The sequence below is a fragment of the Roseomonas sp. KE2513 genome, from assembly GCF_016107305.1.
In the GTDB taxonomy this organism is placed as follows: Bacteria; Pseudomonadota; Alphaproteobacteria; order Acetobacterales; family Acetobacteraceae; genus Roseomonas.
This window is the reverse complement of the sequence record NZ_RCVR01000063.1, coordinates 1-17,874: the sequence shown is the minus strand read 5'-3', so window position 1 is coordinate 17,874 and position 17,874 is coordinate 1. Positions and strand designations below refer to the sequence as shown.

Below are 17,874 nucleotides of genomic sequence, written 5' to 3'. Positions count from 1 at the left end.
AAGCGAGGAGCATCTCGTGCTGACTTTTCTTGAAGTTGACCAGGACTGCCATTCGAAGCGCATCCATGCGTCGAACGGTAACCTGTCACGTCCTCAAAGGTGTTAACAAGGCTGTCTTGGCCGTTAGACGTTTGGTCCACCCTGCCTGCCTGCCTGCCTGCCTGCCTGCCTGCCTGCCTAGCCTTAGCTTAAAGCGGCTCCGCGCCTGCTGCGAACAGGAGTGAGGAGCCCGCGACATGACCGCCAAACCAGTCATCAGCCAACCCGTTTAGAGAAGGCGCTCTTATGGCGCGTGGTAGCGCAACTTGATGGGACAGAGGCACCGCTGCGGTCCGCAGGGGCAGCCAAAGGTCACTGCCATCAGCCGGTGCAACAGGCGCGCCGTGCCTGCATCCGAGACATGCCACTCGATCGGCCTCCCGCCCGCCACGCGTGCCTGCCGCCGCGCACGGTCTATCACCGGCCCAATCACGTCGCGCAGCGCCCAGCTATAGGTGGCAGGGCTGGGGGGCACGCGCTTCGGCTCCTGCGGATCCAACACGCGCAGCGCTTGCGCGTGCTTGCCGTCCCACGGCCAGAGCTTGGCATCCAGCAGCACGCAGCGCGTCGCGTCGTAACCGTCGAAATCGGCTCGCTCCCCGGCGCGGACAACCACATAGTCGTGTGTGGCCAATGCTTTCGTAACCTTCTGCTGGTAGGCACGGGCAGCGGGGCACATGTTGCGGCCCAGGTGATGGTTGGGGACGTATCGCCCTGGCTGCCCAGGCCCGAACTTGCGGCAGGCTGTGGCGAGCGCCGCCTGAGGAGCGCGGGCGCGTGCCTCCAGCAGCATCTCGTGCGCCAGCAGGGGATCAGGACGCCGCACTGGCCAGGGGGCCTCTCCCCGCACCTCCTCGTCATCGTCGTCCCCGTCTCCGGGCGGCAGCAGCGGGGGCGAGCGGCGCAGGGCGCGCAGCGCACGGCCCAAGCCAAGGTTGGCCGCCCCGCTCGGTAGTCGCCCGTCCGGTCCGGGCTGCGACACCGGGGCCATGGGATAGGTGTGCACGGCGCCGCTAGGTCCACGCGCCCAATAGGCCTGGGTGGCCGGCCGTACGAGCACCCCACCCACGGGCTGCCCGGCGCCGATCGGCTGGCGAACCTTCCCGCCGCCCACGCCGGCGGGCGTGGCTTGGCGCACCTGGCGCTGCCCCGGCAGGCCGAAGCCGGCCAGGGGGATGAACACCGTGCCGTCGCCGCGCGCTAGTGGCACGCGGTCCGGCAGCGACGGATCAGGAACTCGCGCCGCCGCTCGCCGAGCCGCCTGATCCGAGGACCAGACGCCCTGCGGGCGGCCGGTACTGAAGATGCGGTCGAACACTGCGCGCAAGTCCCGGCGAGGACCATGGCGGCCAGCACCCAGATCCTTCTTTCGGATGGGCGGGCCGCCGCTCATGCCCAGGCCTCCCCGGAGGGCAGGACCCGGGGGGCTTGCCGTCCGGCGGCCTCGGTGTGGCGCGCCAGCAGGCGCCGTATGTTGCCGCCCAGCACCTGCGCCTCCGCCGCTGGTGGCAGGCCCAGCAGCTTCACCTTGTGCAGCTCCAGCCCGGGGTGCAGCCATGGGCCGTCGGAGCCGAAGATCACCTTGCCCGGGCCCGCCCGCCGGATCGCCTGCACCACGTAGTCGAAGCGCCGTACCCCGGAGGTGTCGGCATAGACGTTGGGGTGGCGCGCGATTTGGTCCACCACGCGCTGCTGCGCGCGCCAGTCATCGACGAAGCTGCCGAGATGCGGAACGATGAAATCCACGTCCGGATACTGTGGGGCGATCATGTCCATTACCTCCGCCCGCCCTACGACGTCGAACAGCACAGGGATCCGGAACGCGCGGGCGGCCTCGCAAGCCTCGCGCGTCAGCAGTGCCTCGTAGCCGTGCACCTTGATGCCGCGAAAGCCGTGCTGGCGCACCGCTTCGGCGACCATGCTGCCGATCCGTCCCTTGTCGCGCCGGCAATGCACGAAGGCAAAGCCGATCAGCCGCGGCGCGTGGCGGCGGACGATCTCGGCCAATCGCGCATTCGCCGCGCGGTAGTCGCTGTCGAATGCGGGGAACACCACGGTGCGCGCGATCCCCGCCGCCCGCGCGCGCCGGAGGTAGTTTCCCAGTGGCGCGTCCGTGTTCCAGGGGTCGGTCAGGCCATCGGCGGTACCGGCATGGCAGTGCGCGTCGATCGCTCCGCCAGCATCCGATCCTGGACCTCCTGGCGACCCATCCAGCGGCACGGCACGCTATCCCGCGAGCAGGGCGCGGGTGCCGCGCGGACCACCCGTGCCGCGCACCGCATCCGGCACCGCCACGGCTACGCCCACCGTCTGCGCGCTGGCCAGCCATTCCTCCGCGGCCTCGGCGATGTCCTGCGCCAGAGCTTCGAACTGGGCGCGCGTGGCGGTCAGGATGAAGGGCTGGGACAGCCAGCGCAGGATGTCTCGCCCCGCCACCGCCATACGGGAACGAGGGGAGACGTTGATCTGCTCCTTATGGTAGCGGCGCAGCACGTCCTCTACCACGTCCCAGGCGTTCTCGGCGCCGAACAGGGCGCGCACATCCTCGGCCTGGAGGATCTCGAAGGCTTCCTCCAGCAGTTGCAGGGTTTCCACGCGCAACACGCTGAGATGGCCGTAGGAGAAGTTCTTGACGTTGTAGCGCAGGTCCAGCCCCGCACGCCGGACCGTGGCGATGCTGCCGAAGCTCGGGTCGTTGGCGCGGTCGCGCACGACCTCGGAGATGCGCTTGTCGCGGAAGAAGCGCGCGACCTCGGCAATGAAGGCGTTGAACAGCCCGTGGAACTCTGTGTTCGGGCTGGCCCAGCGGGCGGGCGGCACGGTCGCGCCCGGCGGCATGCCGTGCACCGGCGCGCGGTAACCGAAGGCGCGCAGATAGGCCTGCAGCCGTTCCTGCTGGGTGTAGCGCAGCACCTGCTTGCGATCGAACTGGTAAAGGCGGTAGGCACCCGGCCCGTCCGAAAGACGCACCACGCCGCCCTTGAACAGCTCCTGCAGCGTCATCACCGCGCGGAAGGTGCCGGCCATCTCCCCGGCCTGATGGACATAGTAAAAATCTGCCATGGCGCTGCCGCGCTCGGCCGTCATCTGCTCGTCATAGGGCTTCACGGAGGGCGTGACCCGCGCTTGGCCCAGGTCGGTGCCGGCATCGGGCCCGATGCCGATCAGCCCGGCCAGCCCGTTGTCCGGCGGGGTCGCCGTGTCCGCCTCCGCCTCCAGCGCGCCGAGCATGTTGTTGACCATGCCGTTCAGCACGTCCGCCAGTTGCGGATTGGCCACCAGCACAGAAGCATTCTCGTCGATCAGGCGTTGGCGGAAGGCCGCGATCTGCCTTTGGGAGAGCTGGTATTTCTTCTCCGTCAGGAACTGCTGCTTGCCGTTCTGTAGGGGCATGGCCCTGGTCTCCGGGGCTTCTGTTGCGAGGATCGCCCGGCTCAGGGCGTCGAACCGCCGGGGGACGGCGCGGGTGAGGGGTTGGGCTGCGGGGTCGGGCCGCTGCCTGGCTGCGTCCGGGCGGCGGTGCCTCCGCGGCCCGGCGCGACCTTCCGGGGCGGCTTGGCTATCCCGGGCGGTGCGCCCGCCGCGGCGGAGGAGGCGTTGCGGTTGTTCCGCGGCGCCTTCGCCTGGCCGGCGCCGGCGGCTTTGCCCTCGATCTCCGTTGCCAGTTGCGCGACGGCCAGCACGTGCTCGCCCAACTCCTGCAGGGCCGCCACGATGCGGCCGCCACCGGGCAGGGTGGAAGCCCGGCGCTGCAGCAGATCGAGCATCGTGGCCAGCGTCCCGGCCTCCGCCCGGACCAGGCCGATGCTGATGCTGCGGCCCTCGGCCATGGCCTGGGTCCAGCCGGCGGCGGCAGATTCACACCAGCGCAGCAGCAGCTCGGCGTTCATGGTCTTGCTGCCGTTCAGCGGCATCAGCAGCCGGTCCGCCTCATCGATCCGCAGCGCGTCGAACTCCGTGCGCACCTCGGCTACAGAGGCGGGAATGGCGCGCACGGTCCAGGTGAGGCGCGCGAAGAGCGTGCCGATGCCACCCAGCACGTTCTTCTCGTACCTCTTGCGGAGGTCATCGGTCAGCTGGTCGGTCTGGGATTGCAGCATCCGCATCGTTTCGCCCACGCCTTCCTTCTCCAGCAGCACAAGGTCCAGCCTGTCCGGGTCGAAGGCGTTGGAAAGTCCCAGCGCCTTCTCCAGCGCGGCGCGCAGCTTGGCGAGGTGCTCGGCGCCGAGGGCGATGCGGTCGGGGGCGCCGCCGCCCTCGCGGCCGAACTCCTCCACCACCATGTCCAGCGTGCGGCGATAGGCAGCGGTCAGGCTCTCGATAGCCTCCTCGTCGGGGTCGGTCACCACCGGCTCCAACTGGTCCAGCAGGGCGTTGATGTTCTGCCGGATGTCCTGCGCCTGCCGGAAGAACACGGCCTGGGCGCCAGCCACCAGCGCGCCCGCCGGGCCCTCCACCGGCTGCGCGCCGAGCGGGCGGTAGCCGATAGCGCTCTCGCCCTTCCCGGTGGTTTCGGGGAACACCTCGGCCAGCCTCGCCAGCGTGCGCCGCGGGTCGCCGCCCGCCGAAAGGCCCAGCACCCGCGCCATGCTCTGCTGCGCGAGCCGCATCAGGTCCAGCGAGCCGCCCGCCGCCACCAGCCCGCCCGTCCCGGCGGGGGATACAGCGGTGAAGGCCATGGTTTCAAGCGCGGCCAGCACGCGCTCGTCCGGGCCGAGGGGCGGCGCCTGCTGGCCGCTGTTGCTATTCGACATGGGGCTGCCCTCCTGCTGATGATTTTGGTCCTGGCGACCCCGGCCCTCGGGAGCGGGGGCGCCGCGCCGCACGGGGCTTGGCCGCGGCCGCGAGGGCGAGCTCCGCCCATTCCTCCCAGGCCCCGGCCATCTGGTCCTCCAGCCGGGTCATGGGCTCGCGGCAACGGCCCAAGGCCTCGGCCACGCTGCGGGCCCAGGGAGCCCAGTCACGCCCTTCCTCGCTGCCCGCCAGCGCCTGAAGCGCCGCATGAGCTTCGGGCGAGGCGAGGCTGCCGTGCAGGCGGCGCGACAGGGCGCGCACGCTGCGGCCAAGTGTGACCAGCGCCTCGGCGCTGCCGCCGAGATCCAGCGCCGCGCCGAGGCCCGCCGCCGCCTCCCCGCGCAGCCCGGCCGCCTCGGCCTCCTCAGCCAGCGCCAGCATCTCGGTCGCCCCGTCCTCGTAGCGGCCGGCGAGAACATGCTCCCCCCCTGCGGGGCGGGCGTGCAGCACGGCCCAGTGCAGGCGCTCCCCGGCGCAGGCGCGCAGCTCCTCCAGCGCCAGCAGCACGGCCTCGAAGGCGGTGGCCATGGTCATCGGTCTATCTCCGGACCAGGGCGCGATAGAAGTTGCCCGCGACCGTGCCCGGCGGCGCCCAGCGGCGATCCACCGCGTGGCGCGCGGCGCCGACGAGGAAGATGGCGGGCACGATGCCGGGATCGCGGCTTTCCGCCAGACGGCGCGCCGCCTCCTCCACCAGCCCTTGGTCGCGCGCCTCAAAGCGCACGGAGCCGGCCAGGCTGCGGCCGCCGAGCTGCGGGAAGGGCTGAAAGGCGATAACGTCCACCGCCAGTTCGCAGGCCCGGGGAAAGCTGTCCAGCACCGCGCGCGGAATGGAGCCGGGCGGAGGCGGCGGATAGAGCCGGTCCCAAGCCTGCTTGAAGCCGCGCGCGCGCTCCTCGAAGCCCATGCGACGCAGAAGCTCGATATTGATGGGGATCCGCAGCCAGGGCGTGGGGTGCACGCCGGCGGGGTCGAAGCGCTGCGTGTTGCGGGCGGAGCGCGCGGTGACATCCATCAGGGAGGCCACGATCTCCGGCCCGCCCAGCAGCACTGCGACCAGATCCGCCCAGGTCTCCTGGTGCCAGCGCGCCCAGACCTTGGCGATAGCGGGGGAGAGCCCGGCCTCCAGCAGGCGTTGTGCGATCGCCAGCGGCACGGCCTTCCACAGGCCAAGGTCGGATTGCAGGTTGTGCCCGCTCTCATGCAGCACGGCGCCGAGCGTCCAGGGATTGACCAGGCGGTGGTGCGGAAGCTGGATCAGCGGAAAGGGATTAGGCCGCCGCTCCAGCTTCGCCATGGCGATGCCGCGCCGCCAGGTGGCTGGGCCAAGGCCGGTTTCCATATAGCAGAAGGGCGCGGGGGAAGGCACGGGCTTTGCGCGTCCTATGCCCGTGTAGACATATTGGTAGCAGTCCAGCGCGATGCGGTCGCAGGCCAGCAGCATGGGGCCGAAGCGCGACTGCCGCTGGCCGAACAGCTCCAGGTAGAAGCCCCAGATGTCCTCGGCGCGGCGTACCCAGCCAAGCATGGCTTCGCGCGAGGCGAGCAGGCGCGCGAGCGCGGCACGGTCCGGCGCGCGGGCAGCGGCGGCGGAGGCGCGCGCGATCTCCCGCGACATGGCGAGCACGTTGCGGCGGAGATCGCCTGTCAGGGCGTTCGCCGCCTCCAGGTGGCCGTCGCTCGGCGCCTCCGGGCCGCTGCCGAACTCGTCACGCCGGAAGGGGCGCAGCGCCGCGGCGTGACGCAGCGCCGTCGGGGATTGGAGGCGGATCCAACGCGTGAGCTGGTCCGCCTCGCCCGCGCGCCATTCCGCGGCGCCCGGCACTGGGCCGGCTGCGCCCCGGGGAGCGGCCTCTCGGCTGTTGGTGGCGGCGAGGCTCGGCATGGCTCCTGCCCTCGTGGCAGCTTTGGAAGGGCAGCGCTCAATAACCGCGCCGCATCGCCACGCGGGGGCGCCGGCCGCTACGGACGAGGATGCTGATCGCGATGTCCGGCTTGTTGAACACGCGGTAGGTCTGCCCGGCCATGATGCGCACGGCGCGCTGGGGCGGCATCGGCTGGCCCATGCCGGCGCCGCGGGCCATCGCCTGGGCGGTGCGCGTCAGCACATGGGGCAGCACGCGCACCAGCGGGCGCGTGGCCGGGTTGCGGCGCATCGCGCCCGCCAGCCGCCCCGCCGCCATGGCCAGCGCGGGTGTCGCACGGCGCAGCGCCGGGGCGCCGGCCCGGGCGAGGCGCGTGGCCAGCGGCACCAGGCTGCCCGCCAGCGCCTCGGCTGCCACGCCGCTATGGGCTGCCGCCGCCTCGTGCGCGATCTGCTCCATCAGCGCCATCTCACCCTGCGCGCCAGCCCCGGCGAAGCCCATCTCGCCCTCAGGTTGCAACTCGCCCTCGTTGAATTCCCCGAACTCGCCCAGGCTGCCCAGCTCGTGGCTGTACTCGCCCTCGCCGCTCCACTCCTGGGCGCCGGCGAACTCATGGGTCATCTCGCCCGACATCTCTCCGTACATCGTCTCCGGATTGAACTCGCCTTCCTGTTCCCCGAATTCGCCGAACTCTCCGAAGGCCTCGCCGCTCGCGCCCGAGCCCAGTTCGTGCAGCGCGGCCTCGAGCTGCTCCTGCTGCTCGCGCGTAAGGGAGCGGACGAGATTGCCCGCGATCGGACCCGCAACGGCGCCCACTCCAGGGATCGCGCCGACCACCAGGCGCGCGGCCATCGGAGCCAGGGTCTTGAAGGCGCGCTTGAGGAAGCGGCCGAATTCGGGATCGGGCCGTTCATGCAACGGGCTGAACTCGCCCTGAAGCTCGTACATTGTCCCGGTGCTCATCGCAGCCTCCGCTGGGTTCGATCCGGGCAGGAAAGCGTGCCGCGGTGAGCCTGCGCGAGCCGCACGTGCCGGGGAACACGCGCGCGTCTCACCCATCGGTGTTTCGCATGGATGAGCGACTAGGAACCGGCTCGTAACACAACGCACAGTTGCTAAACTGGATTTCCTAATATTGTTCCTTGTGGTCTCGCGCTGGGGCCGGGATGGTCCGAACTGGAAAGCGCCCGGGTGGGTAGCGACCGCTGAGGAAGTCTCCGTGGACAGCGGCAAAGGAGGGAAAGCCATGGCGCAACCGCAGGGCACCATCGCCCTTCCGATCGCGGAGGCGAAGGCGCCTACCCGGCAGGCCCGGCCCATCCTGGACACGATCATGGAAGCGCTGGACAGCCTCGTCCTGACGCAGACCACGGCGCTGGAGGAGGACGGGCAGGAAACGCTGGTGAGCTTCGATCTGGATGGCTTCCGCTACGCGTTGACGCGGCGGCGGCTGGCGGACGACGTTCGCCTCAGTCCGCGTGAGGCGGAGATCATCCGCCTCGTGGCGAACGGCCTGCCCAACAAGTGCATCGGCGCGATGCTGGATATCAGCGCATGGACGGTCGCCACGCATCTGCGCCGGATCTTCGCTAAGCTGGGCGTCAACTCTCGTGCGGCAATGATTGCCCGGGTCGGGGGGGCTGCGGCCCAAGCCAGAAGAGCCTCCGTGCTGGAAGCCGAGGCGCGGTGGGCCAACGCGCAGAACGGGCACGGCAAGGCTGCCGGCACCATGCCCGGGCTGGCCCAAGGCCATGCGGGGCGTGCCCCGGCTTGAACGGCGCTTCCTCAGCCCGGCGGCTTCCTTGACGTCACAGAGGAGGCCGCCGGACCCGCAATAACGCCCGCATTCAGCGGTACCTGGCGGGACGCATCGTGGGGGCGCCAGAGCTAACGAAAGCGCACCGACACTGGCTGCGGCGATGGCGAGCAGCCATGGCGTAGAAGGAGCGGGAGTTGATCTCGGGGCGCATGCGGGCGGCACTGGTAGCGGCGCGGGTGAGGGGAGCGTTGCTGGGCGGAGACCGAGCGTGGGGGCCGCCGAAACCGCAGAGGAGCGCCAGCAGGAAGCGATCCGGACCGCACACCGCCCTGCTTTAAATTTGGGAGCCCTCCGCGACGAGGGCGTCACCACACACCAGGGCTTGGCACGCGCGCTGACGAAGAGAGGGGCGGCGACACCACGAGGAGGGGCGATATGGACGCATACGGCTGTGGCGCGGGTAGTCGGAAGGCTTGAGGCTCAGGTGCCGATCGGCCTCGCTCACCTTGAGCTTCGCCGCCTGGATGTCCGGGTCTAGCCAGTAGCGGAACGGCAGCTTTGGAGCGTGGCTCAAGCCAGGTGCCGTAGCATGGTAGGCCGGGTAAACACCGGTGGACGGCCGGGTGGAGGGCGCGCATCCTTCCGCAAAGCACCGGTTTAGGGAAACGTCCATGCGTCTCGCCCGCCGCAGCTTCGCACTCGCGCTTGCCGGACTACCCCTGGCACGCCTGCACCCCGCCGGTGCCCAGGCGGCACCTCCCATCCTGCTGGATAACGTCCGCTACTTCGACGGCCGCGCCATGACGGCTCCCGCCCGTCTGTTAATGATTGACGGCACCCTTCGCATCCTCGGCGCCGACGCCGCACCGAACGGGGCGCAGCGCGTGGATCTCACAGGCCGCTATGTCATCCCGGCGCTGATCGCGGCTCACTCCCATATCGGCCACACATCCGGCGACACTTCCGGCCGCCAGTACTACACGCGCGAGAACGTCGAGGCGCAGCTTCGCCGCTACCAGGCGTTCGGCATCGGTGCCGCCGCCTCGCTCGGCCTCAATGCTCCCCTCTTTCACGCGCTCCGTGCCGAGAGCCGCGCCGGCCGCCTTCCCGGCGCTCTTCTCCTCGGCGCCGGCCCAGGCCTCGGCATGCCCGAGGGCGCGCCGCCCGCCGGACCCATGAACCTATCCGACGACCAAGTCATCCGCCCGGCCGATCCCGCCGCCATGCGCCAGGGCGTGAACGACCTCGCGGACAAGGGCATCGATCTCGTAAAGATCTGGATCGATGGTCTGGGCGACACCGTGCCGCAGATGACGCCCGACATGGCCCGCGCCGCCGTGGAGGCGGCCCACGCGCGAGGGCTGAAGGTCGCGGCCCATATCCACGACCTCTCTCAAGCCCGCTTGGCAGTGGAGGCCGACGTGGACGTCCTCGCACATGGCATCCGCGACAAGGAGATCGATGACGGCCTCCTCGCCTCCATGCGCGACCGCGGCACCTGGTACATCCCGACGATCCAGATCGACGAGGCCGAGTACATCTATGCCGACAACCCTGCCATCATCGAGGACCCCTTCCTCCGTGCCGCGCTCAGCACCGGGATGATCGCCCGCATGCAGGACCCGGCTCGGCGCACCGCGCAGCTCGGTCGCGCCGCGCCGCGCCGCTCCGACGTGCGGATCAACAAGCTGAACCTGAAGCGCATCCATGACGCCGGTGTTCCTGTCGCCTTCGGCACGGACTCCGGCGGCACCCCGCTCCGCGTTCAGGGCTTCGCCGAGCACCGGGAACTGGAACTGATGGTTGAAGCCGGCCTCACCGCTGCCCAAACCCTCGACATCGCCACGGCCCGCTCCGCCCAGCTACTCGGCCTCACCGACCGCGGCAGCGTGCGGGACGGGCTGCGCGCGGACCTCGTGGTGCTGGAGGCTGACCCGTTGGCCAACATTCGGAACACGCGCCGTATCGCACGCGTCTATCAGGCCGGACGGGAAGTGGCGGGGCCGATCACTTGATCCTTTTCGGAACCACTGGGCCACGGAGAGGGCGCTAACCCTCTCCTTACCCCGGCCACCAAGAGCCGGGGCGTGGGTCCTGGGAGCTTGGCGGAGGTGGCTTCCAGTCCGCCTGATTCGATCCTGCTTCCCAGCTCTCAAGGCTTTCTGGCAGTCCGGGTTATGCGTCCGTTCTCTGGAACCCGACGGCGGCGAATGGATGGCCAAGTCGGGCACCCGTCCGGCGGAGGGCAGCAGACTCTCAAAACAACTTGTCCCGGTGCTGTGCCTTTGTGCCTAGCTAGAAGTCATAAAGCTTTGTGGGGTTGGTCACGAGAATGGCTTGGCGCGTCGTCATCTCGGGCGCCCATTCGGTGAGAAGGTCGAGGAGTGGTGCCTCATCTGGTTTAGGCTCGGGGGCGTTGGGATGGGGCCAGTTGGAACCCCAGACCAGACGATCTGACGCTGTGGCAATGAGAGCTCGGGCGATCGCTGATACATCTGCGTACCCAGGCGGTCCGCTGCGTGACACGCCGTAGGGTGACGAGAGCTTCACCCAGGTGCGGCCACCCTCCAGCAGCCGCAACAACGCCCTGACCGACGGCGCATCGGGCGGTACGGGTTCGTGGAATCGACCAACATGGTCGATGACCACGGGGCAGGGCAGGCTTTGGATGAGCCGCTCACGCTCCAGCATCTCGCCACCGTCGAACTGTAACTGCACGTGCCAGCCATGAGGAGCGACACGCGCGGCGAGGTCAGGCAACCGCTCCCACGCTACCGGCCCACCGCCAAGCATAAACGCCCTTGCCCCCCGAGCACCCGCCGCGTGCAGACGCAGGAGCTCGTCTTCCGAGGTCTCCGGAGTTACGGCCACCACGGCTCGTGCGGATCCAAGGCCGAGCTCGGCCACCGCGTCGAGCGTGCAGGCATTGTCGATGCCATAAGCCGTGGGCTGGACGACGACCGTCCTTCCCAGGCCAAGCCGCGCTTGCACCTCCCTATAGGCTGAAAGGCTACTGTTGCGGGGAACGGGGGAGGGGCTGGTAACCGCAACAGGGTAACGCTCCGACGGGCCGTAGACGTGCATGTGGCAATCCACGGCGCCTGCTGGGATGGTAAAGCGGGGCTGATCTGGCAAGCGTTCCTCCTCTTCGGGAGTACCCAAGCTCGTCCGCCACCGGTTGTCCATCGGTGCAGCCCAGCCTTATCCTTCTCGCAAAACGGGGATCGGGAGGCAGCGGTGCTGAGACGCAGGTCTACTCTGGCGAGCGCTGCAGCGCTTACTGCGGCCAGCGTATACGATAACGCGAAGGCAGCCTGGGAGCCGACCCGGCCCATCCAGCTCATTGTCGGCTTCGCACCGGGTGGTGGCGCGGACCTCGCAGCCCGTGCCATCGCGGAGGCTGCCTTGCCCTTCTTTCCAGCACCGATTGTGGTGATCAACCGCCCAGGTGCCGGTGGCGCGATCGCCGCCCAAAATGTCGCTGGCCTAGCACCGGATGGGTTGAACCTTCTCGTCGGCGGGGGCAGCGAGAGCACCTCTTTGCCGGCCTTCCGCGACCTTCCTTATGACCCGAAGCGCTCCTTTCGTGCGATCATCCGGCTGACACGCCAGCCTCTGCTGATTGTTGCCGCCCGCAGCAGCCGTTTCCGTGATCTGCGCGCCGTCGTGGAAGCTGCGCGCCAGAGTCCGGGAACCGTCTCGCATGCTTCGTCAGGACAGGGTTCGATCTATCACGCAGTTTTCGTGCTGCTATCGCAAGCGGCCGGCATAGAGCTGCTGCACGTGCCATACACTGGCGGTGGACCGTCCCTGCAAGCACTGCTCTCTAACACGGTCGAACTCGCCGTCCTGGCACCCGAGGAAATGGCGGGTCTGGCGGAGAGCGGTGATATTCGCCCGCTTGGCGTAGCCTCAGCAGAGCGTCTGCCGGGCTACGCCGAAGTGCCGACGCTACGGGAACTCGGATGGAACGTGGAGGTCGAGAACATGAAGGGCCTCTGCGCGCCAGCCGGCTTGTCTGACGATGCCTACTCGACGCTGCACGATCGCTTCCGGCAGAGCATGCAGACGCCGGTCTGGCGCAGCTTCCTTGAGAGGACTGGCGCGATGAACGGATACCTCGATGGGCCGGGCTTCCAGGCTGCAACAGATGGCGTCATCGATGCGCTTCGGGCAGCCCTAGGACGAACATAGCCCCATTGTGAGCCAGCGCTGTCGCTTGGCCCCATGTGCCGATCTAGAAGGAGATTGGGGGTGTTCGCCACTCATCAACGGTCGTCGGTCAGTGTTGAACATGGACACGCAGGCTGGTGACACCCTCATCCACGTCAGTCTTCGTCCGGTGCCTTGGTGGCGGTCCCCTCGACGCTGAGGCCAGCGGCCGGGGGAGGCGCCCGTTCTCGGGGAGGTAGATCGTCACCAGGCATGCGCCTTCTCCCGCGCTGAGGTCTCGCGGCGCTTCGTCCGGGTCAACCGGCGCCACTCACCCACTTCCGGGCTTCGTCGTTCGCGCGGGTCGCCTGCTCCTCACTGTCAGAAAGGGTCGTGGAAACGCCGTCCCCAGCCTCGCTGGCAAAGGTGCAGTAACCCCTTGAAGCCGGATGATCTTCTCAGGATAGGTACCAGCCCTGCCTCAATACGGAGAGCGACCTCGTGCACCCGCGGTCCCGCGTCGGCGTAGCGTCTAAGGGGGAGGTACATGACCGTACTCCCTCTGTTTTCCCAGCTTCGGCCAAGCCTGCGACCTGGCTGCCCGACATGTCAAAGGAAAGCTGCATTAGAGCCGAGTACGTCGAGGTGCCAATCAGATGCACGTGCGGATCATTGTCCGAGTATCCGGCTGACCTTTTTGGCGGGTTGCTGAGGTCAGCGCACGGCGTTGCGGTGACAGGGCAGCCGATGGCACCCTACGTCCAGCCTTCACCATACGAAGAACGAACGGAGGAGACGAAGCTCATGCCCTTCCTTGGCAAAGCAGAGCGTTCTGTGCGCGAGCTCTATCAGGACGATCCGGAGCGGTCTGATGCGCTGGTCTGGGGGCGCCGTGGCGCACTTCAGGGTGCTGCCCTCGGCGCAATGGGCGCTGCGCTCGGCGCCACTATCCCCTTCGCCGCCCGCTTGCCAGGTGGATTGCTGCCAGCCGCGCTTGCCCAACCGACCTCCGCAGAAGGCGGGCCCCGCATGGTCCAGCTTGAGGGTAAGGCGCCGCTCATTCTGCAGGGCGAGCGGCCGCTGAACGCGGAGACACCGGAGACGCTGCTCGACGACGATGTTACTCCGGCGGAGAAGATGTTCGTCCGCAACAATGGGCAGGTGCCCGATGCCCCCTCTGATCCACGCACTTGGAAGATCCGTATTGATGGAGAGGTGAACCGGCCCCTCGAGCTGACGGTGGGCGAGTTGGAAGGCGGTCGCTTCCCGCTGGTGACACGGCGTTTGCAGCTGGAATGCGGCGGCAATGGCCGGTCGTTTTTCTCGCCCGAGACCCGCGGCAATCAGTGGGGCAACGGCGCCGTCTCCTGCGCCGAATGGACCGGCGTGCGCCTGCGCGACCTGCTCCTCGCCGCTGGGCTAAAGGAAAGCGCGAAGTTCACCGGCCATTACGGGGCAGACCCGCATCTCTCCGGCGACCAGGAGCGGCAGGCGATCAGTCGCGGGATGCGCATCGAGAAGGCGCAGGACGAGGACACGCTGGTCGCGATCCGCATGAACGGGCAGCTCATCCCTCTGATCCACGGCGCTCCGGTGCGGCTCGTCACGCCTGGCTGGCCGGGTTCGCTCAGCCAGAAGTGGCTGACGCGGATATGGATCCGGGATCGCCCACATGATGGCCAAGGGATGGGTGGCACAAGCTACCGCGTCCCCGTGCGACCCATCGTGCCGGGTAGCCGCAATGACGGAAGTGAGTTTCGGGAACTCGAATCAATGCCAGTGCGCTCGATCCTGACAAACCTGTCGCATGGCACTCGGCTCCCGGTCGGAACACGGGAGGTCAACCTGCGTGGGCACGCCTGGGCAGGCGACAAGACCGTGCGGGCGGTGCATGCCTCGATAGATTTCGGCGCGACTTGGCGGGAGATGCGAACGGATCCGCCGTCCAACCGATACGCCTGGCAGCGCTGGTCAGGGCGCGTGGACTTGCCCTCAGATGGCTACTTCGAGGTATGGTACCGTGCCACCGACAGCGACGGGCTGATGCAGCCGCATATTGCCGCGAACTGGAACCCGCAGGGCTACGGCAGCAACGCAGTCAGCCGCGCGGCGATCATGGTCGGTTAAGGCGAGATGCCATGCCGTTCCAGCGCACCTAAGACGATCGCTGCCGCGTCCGCAGGTGTCCTCGCGCTTCTGGTACTCCTGGCGAGCAGCTTCTCGACCGGTCACGTTGCTGCTGAGTCTGCATCAACCGCATCGCCGCCAGCTTTGCGGCAACGGCCGGAGCAAACGGCCACCCTCGACCAGATGACGGAGATGCCTGAAGCCTTGCCGGAGGGACATGGCCGGGAGGAAGCGTTCTACCGCTGCACCGCTTGCCATAGCACTGCTGTCATTCGCCGCTCGCGCCTGTCCCGGGATCGATGGGATGAGCTGATGGACTGGATGACGGAGCGGCATGGAATGCCGCTCTTGGAAGGTGAGGAGCGCCGGCTCATCGTCGACTATCTCGCCGGCGCTTTTCCGCCTCAGGAGCAACGGCGGCGGGGTTCCAGGAATCCCTTTCTGACTGATTAGACCCTTTGCCTCGCAAGGTTCCTGATCGGTCTGCCACACTGTTCAAGGTTGCCTCGCGTGAAGCGGCCCTGGGCGTGCCGGACCGCTCCATGTCGAGCAAAGGTTTAGGTGAGAGGTGTGTCTTGCGCGGCGAAGTGGTTTCCTGGGTAACAGCAACACCAACTCTGAGGCTAGTGTGCTGAACCAGAAGTTCGCTCTTGTATTCAGCTGTTGGAAGGTAGGAGAGTTTCCGGCCGGTTCAGGAGGTCGGGATGGGCCGGCGCGCAATTGCTCTGGAGCTGAGTGAAGCGGAGCGGGCGGAGCTTTCGGCACTGGCGAGACGTCGCAGCACGGCTCAGGCGCAGGCTGCGCGCGCCCGCATCGTGCTGGCCTGCGCCGAGGGCGAGCAGAACAAGCTGGTGGCAACCCGGCTGGGCGTGGATGCAGCAACCGTTGCCAAATGGCGCCGCCGCTTTGCCGAGCAGCGCCTGGATGGTCTGCGGGACGAGCCCCGGTCGGGTGCGCCGCGGACGGTGGAGGATGAGCGGATCGAGGCGGTGATCGTGCGCACGCTGGAGAGCCAACCGCCGGACGCGACACACTGGAGCTCACGCGGCATGGCACGTGTCTCCGGCCTGTCCGTCTCCACAGTCCAAGCGCATCTGGCGCGCCTTTGGCCTGCAGCCGCACCGGCTGGAGACCTTCAAGCTCTCGACTGATCCAGACTTCGTGGCCAAGGTGCGCGACGTTGTCGGCCTCTACGTCTCGCCGCCCGCGCATGCCCTGGTGCTGTGCGTGGATGAGAAGAGCCAGATCCAGGCGCTCGACCGCAGCCAGCCGATGCTGCCGCTGCGTCCTGGACAGCTCGCACGACGCAGCCACGACTACACCCGCCATGGCACGACGTCGCTGTTCGCCGCCCTCGACATCGCCACCGGCCACGTGATCGGCAAGTGCTACCCGCGCCATCGCGCGAGCGAGTTCCGCCGCTTCCTCGACGAGATCGAGGCCGCCGTGCCCTCCGATCTCGACGTGCACCTCGTCATGGACAACTACGCCACCCACAAGACACCACTGGTCCGGAACTGGCTGGCCAAGCGGCCGCGCTGGCACGTCCACCTGACGCCCACCAGTTCATCCTGGTTGAACCAGATTGAGCGCTTCTTCGGGCTCCTCACCGAGCGTCAGATCAGGCGTGGCATCCACTACAGCGTCGCCGCCCTGCAGGACGCCATTAGTCGCTTCATCGAGCACCACAACGCCGACCCGAAGCCCTTCCGCTGGACCAAGTCCGCCGACGACATCCTTGCCAGCATCGAGCGCTTATGCGTCCGGAACACCCCACTAATCGCAGAAACAGCGCGAACTTCAGATTCGGGACACTAGGCAGACACCAAGGAATGTGAAAATACAATGCGCTAAACCTTGTGGGTCAAATCGCGCAGGTCTCAAGCTTCAGAAATAACAGCCTCCCCAGAGAAAGAAAACGGCTCTCATCTCGCGCCCAAAGGATCGAGATATTTGTGGAGAATGAGGCTAGAGTATCTGTGTTGGTCAAGCGGGCTTTGGCGTCCAGCTTCGGTGTTCGCGGAGCAGCGCGTTGGCGAGGATGATGAGCTTCCGCATGACAGCGGTGATCGCAACCTTGGGCGGCTTTCCGGTAGCGACGAGGGCCTGATACTTGGTCTTCATGTCCGCGTTGAAACGGATCGCCACTAGGGCTGGCATATAGAGGGCCTGACGTAGGTGGGCGCGACCGGCCCGGATGAAGCGCTTGCCGCTGTGCTGTCCTGAATCGCGGGCGACCGGAGCAAGGCCGGCCAGGCTGGCCGCGCGCTTGTTGTCCATCGTGCCGAGCTCCGGCATCTCGATGAGCATGGCCAGTGCGGTCGCCTCGCCAATCGCTGGGATGCTGACAAGGATATCGAAGCGGGCCTTCAGTTCAGCATCGGCCTGGCAGAGAGTGCGCAAAGCGGCATCGATGGCGGCGATCTGGCGTTCAACCTGGCGCAGTCGCCGATCGGCGAGCCGCTTGAGCAGTGGCGCACGGTGAGTGTGGTTCCGGTTGGACGCGGCGACGCGGTCCTTGGCTAGGCCGCGCCGGGCAACGAGCAGCTCCTTCATGTCGCTGAGCGTCTGGCTGACCATCGGCCTGACTTGCAGTGCATCCAGCGCGCCGAAACGGGCGAGCATGGCGGCATCGACGGCGTCGGTCTTGGCGCGCTGCCCGATAGCTTCGGCGAAGCGTCTGGCCTGCAGTGGGTTGACCTTGACCATGGGCACGCCGGCGGTGCCGAGCCGGCGTTCAAGTCGGTGGTGATAGGCACCTGTTGGCTCGAAGATGACATGGTGGATCGGCCGTTGTTCGAGCCATGACAGCAGGTCCACGACGCCAGCCACGGTGTTGGGAAACTGCCGGGCTATGGCGTCGGGGTGGAGATAGACGTCGAGGGTTGCTTTGGAGATGTCGACGCCAGCAGTCTGCGCTACGGTCGGAGGCATCTTTTCCACGTCCTTTGCTTGTCATCCGGGCCATGACGCCCGGGTATCCGTTCAGGCCACGAGGAAAAGAAAGGGGCGGTCACACTCTAGCTCGGCCCATCACGGCCAGCATTTTCACGACCCGTCCCCTCCCGCTGCCGGCGAGTTCGCACCTCGTCGGCAGCACCCCATCTTTGCCGGAAAGGGCGGGGACATCATCAGACA

The 17,874-nt window shown here is 67.8% G+C and carries 14 protein-coding genes and 1 pseudogene; 6 read left to right on the top strand and 9 right to left on the bottom strand.

Going from position 1 to position 17,874, the window contains the following annotated elements; translation table 11 throughout:
• Window positions 1–283: 283 nt before the first annotated feature.
• The 7 genes from D9599_RS32370 to D9599_RS28305 form a co-directional block, all read right to left on the bottom strand.
• Window positions 284–1,357, bottom strand: a complete 1,074-nt coding sequence (locus D9599_RS32370; protein WP_198384642.1) for a Tox-REase-5 domain-containing protein — start codon at window positions 1,355–1,357, stop codon at window positions 284–286.
• A 71-nt stretch (window positions 1,358–1,428) separates the two neighbouring features.
• Window positions 1,429–2,259 carry an amidohydrolase family protein gene (locus D9599_RS28330; RefSeq protein ID WP_198384641.1) on the bottom strand — a complete coding sequence of 277 codons (831 nt, stop codon included), beginning with the start codon at window positions 2,257–2,259 and terminating at the stop codon, window positions 1,429–1,431.
• Between the two features lie 6 nt (window positions 2,260–2,265).
• On the bottom strand, window positions 2,266–3,432 hold the full coding sequence (locus D9599_RS28325) for a hypothetical protein (RefSeq protein WP_198384640.1): 1,167 nt from the start codon (window positions 3,430–3,432) through the stop codon (window positions 2,266–2,268).
• A gap of 41 nt (window positions 3,433–3,473) precedes the next feature.
• Window positions 3,474–4,793: a hypothetical protein gene (locus D9599_RS28320; protein ID WP_198384639.1), complete on the bottom strand. Its 1,320-nt coding sequence runs from the start codon at window positions 4,791–4,793 to the stop codon at window positions 3,474–3,476.
• Window positions 4,783–5,367 (bottom strand): hypothetical protein, encoded by a 585-nt coding sequence (locus tag D9599_RS28315; protein WP_198384638.1) that lies wholly within the window; start codon window positions 5,365–5,367, stop codon window positions 4,783–4,785. Before D9599_RS28315 ends, D9599_RS28320 begins: the two co-directional genes overlap by 11 nt.
• Before the next feature lie 4 nt (window positions 5,368–5,371).
• Window positions 5,372–6,718, bottom strand: a complete 1,347-nt coding sequence (locus D9599_RS28310) for a hypothetical protein (RefSeq protein ID WP_198384637.1) — start codon at window positions 6,716–6,718, stop codon at window positions 5,372–5,374.
• A gap of 37 nt (window positions 6,719–6,755) precedes the next feature.
• Window positions 6,756–7,661 (bottom strand): hypothetical protein, encoded by a 906-nt coding sequence (locus tag D9599_RS28305; protein ID WP_198384636.1) that lies wholly within the window; start codon window positions 7,659–7,661, stop codon window positions 6,756–6,758.
• 283 nt (window positions 7,662–7,944) lie between these two features.
• On the opposite strand from D9599_RS28305, the gene D9599_RS28300 reads away from it, so the two are divergent.
• Complete coding sequence (locus D9599_RS28300; protein WP_198384635.1) at window positions 7,945–8,472, top strand: helix-turn-helix transcriptional regulator; 528 nt, start codon at window positions 7,945–7,947, stop codon at window positions 8,470–8,472.
• Between the two features lie 656 nt (window positions 8,473–9,128).
• Window positions 9,129–10,472, top strand: a complete 1,344-nt coding sequence (locus tag D9599_RS28295) for an amidohydrolase family protein (protein WP_198384634.1) — start codon at window positions 9,129–9,131, stop codon at window positions 10,470–10,472.
• A 280-nt stretch (window positions 10,473–10,752) separates the two neighbouring features.
• On the opposite strand, the gene D9599_RS28290 is transcribed toward D9599_RS28295, so the two are convergent.
• On the bottom strand, window positions 10,753–11,541 hold the full coding sequence (locus D9599_RS28290; protein WP_198384633.1) for an amidohydrolase family protein: 789 nt from the start codon (window positions 11,539–11,541) through the stop codon (window positions 10,753–10,755).
• Here D9599_RS28290 and D9599_RS28285 point away from each other — a divergent pair.
• From D9599_RS28285 to D9599_RS28270, 4 genes and pseudogenes are all read left to right on the top strand, one after another.
• Window positions 11,536–12,651 (top strand): tripartite tricarboxylate transporter substrate binding protein, encoded by a 1,116-nt coding sequence (locus tag D9599_RS28285; RefSeq protein ID WP_309228743.1) that lies wholly within the window; start codon window positions 11,536–11,538, stop codon window positions 12,649–12,651. The genes D9599_RS28290 and D9599_RS28285 overlap by 6 nt on opposite strands.
• Window positions 12,652–13,443: 792 nt before the next feature.
• Window positions 13,444–14,736 (top strand): sulfite oxidase, encoded by a 1,293-nt coding sequence (locus D9599_RS28280; protein WP_309228742.1) that lies wholly within the window; start codon window positions 13,444–13,446, stop codon window positions 14,734–14,736.
• A gap of 192 nt (window positions 14,737–14,928) precedes the next feature.
• Window positions 14,929–15,189 carry a hypothetical protein gene (locus tag D9599_RS28275; RefSeq protein ID WP_198384630.1) on the top strand — a complete coding sequence of 87 codons (261 nt, stop codon included), beginning with the start codon at window positions 14,929–14,931 and terminating at the stop codon, window positions 15,187–15,189.
• Window positions 15,190–15,440: 251 nt separating this feature from the next.
• Window positions 15,441–16,554: pseudogene (locus D9599_RS28270) on the top strand (IS630 family transposase).
• A gap of 168 nt (window positions 16,555–16,722) precedes the next feature.
• On the opposite strand, the gene D9599_RS28265 reads toward D9599_RS28270, so the two are convergent.
• Window positions 16,723–17,670 (bottom strand): IS110 family transposase, encoded by a 948-nt coding sequence (locus D9599_RS28265; protein WP_198384643.1) that lies wholly within the window; start codon window positions 17,668–17,670, stop codon window positions 16,723–16,725.
• Between the last annotated feature and the right edge of the window lie 204 nt (window positions 17,671–17,874).

What these genes read in the sequence shown, in the direction of transcription:
- D9599_RS28325 (WP_198384640.1), bottom strand. Translation starts at nt 3,432, where the DNA reads ATGCCCCTACAGAACGGCAAGCAGCAGTTCCTGACGGAGAAGAAATAC.
- D9599_RS28320 (WP_198384639.1), bottom strand. Translation starts at nt 4,793, where the DNA reads ATGTCGAATAGCAACAGCGGCCAGCAGGCGCCGCCCCTCGGCCCGGAC.
- D9599_RS28315 (WP_198384638.1), bottom strand. Translation starts at nt 5,367, where the DNA reads ATGACCATGGCCACCGCCTTCGAGGCCGTGCTGCTGGCGCTGGAGGAG.
- D9599_RS28310 (WP_198384637.1), bottom strand. Translation starts at nt 6,718, where the DNA reads ATGCCGAGCCTCGCCGCCACCAACAGCCGAGAGGCCGCTCCCCGGGGC.
- D9599_RS28305 (WP_198384636.1), bottom strand. Translation starts at nt 7,661, where the DNA reads ATGAGCACCGGGACAATGTACGAGCTTCAGGGCGAGTTCAGCCCGTTG.
- D9599_RS28300 (WP_198384635.1), top strand. Translation starts at nt 7,945, where the DNA reads ATGGCGCAACCGCAGGGCACCATCGCCCTTCCGATCGCGGAGGCGAAG.
- D9599_RS28295 (WP_198384634.1), top strand. Translation starts at nt 9,129, where the DNA reads ATGCGTCTCGCCCGCCGCAGCTTCGCACTCGCGCTTGCCGGACTACCC.
- D9599_RS28290 (WP_198384633.1), bottom strand. Translation starts at nt 11,541, where the DNA reads ATGCACGTCTACGGCCCGTCGGAGCGTTACCCTGTTGCGGTTACCAGC.
- D9599_RS28275 (WP_198384630.1), top strand. Translation starts at nt 14,929, where the DNA reads ATGCCTGAAGCCTTGCCGGAGGGACATGGCCGGGAGGAAGCGTTCTAC.
- D9599_RS28265 (WP_198384643.1), bottom strand. Translation starts at nt 17,670, where the DNA reads ATGCCTCCGACCGTAGCGCAGACTGCTGGCGTCGACATCTCCAAAGCA.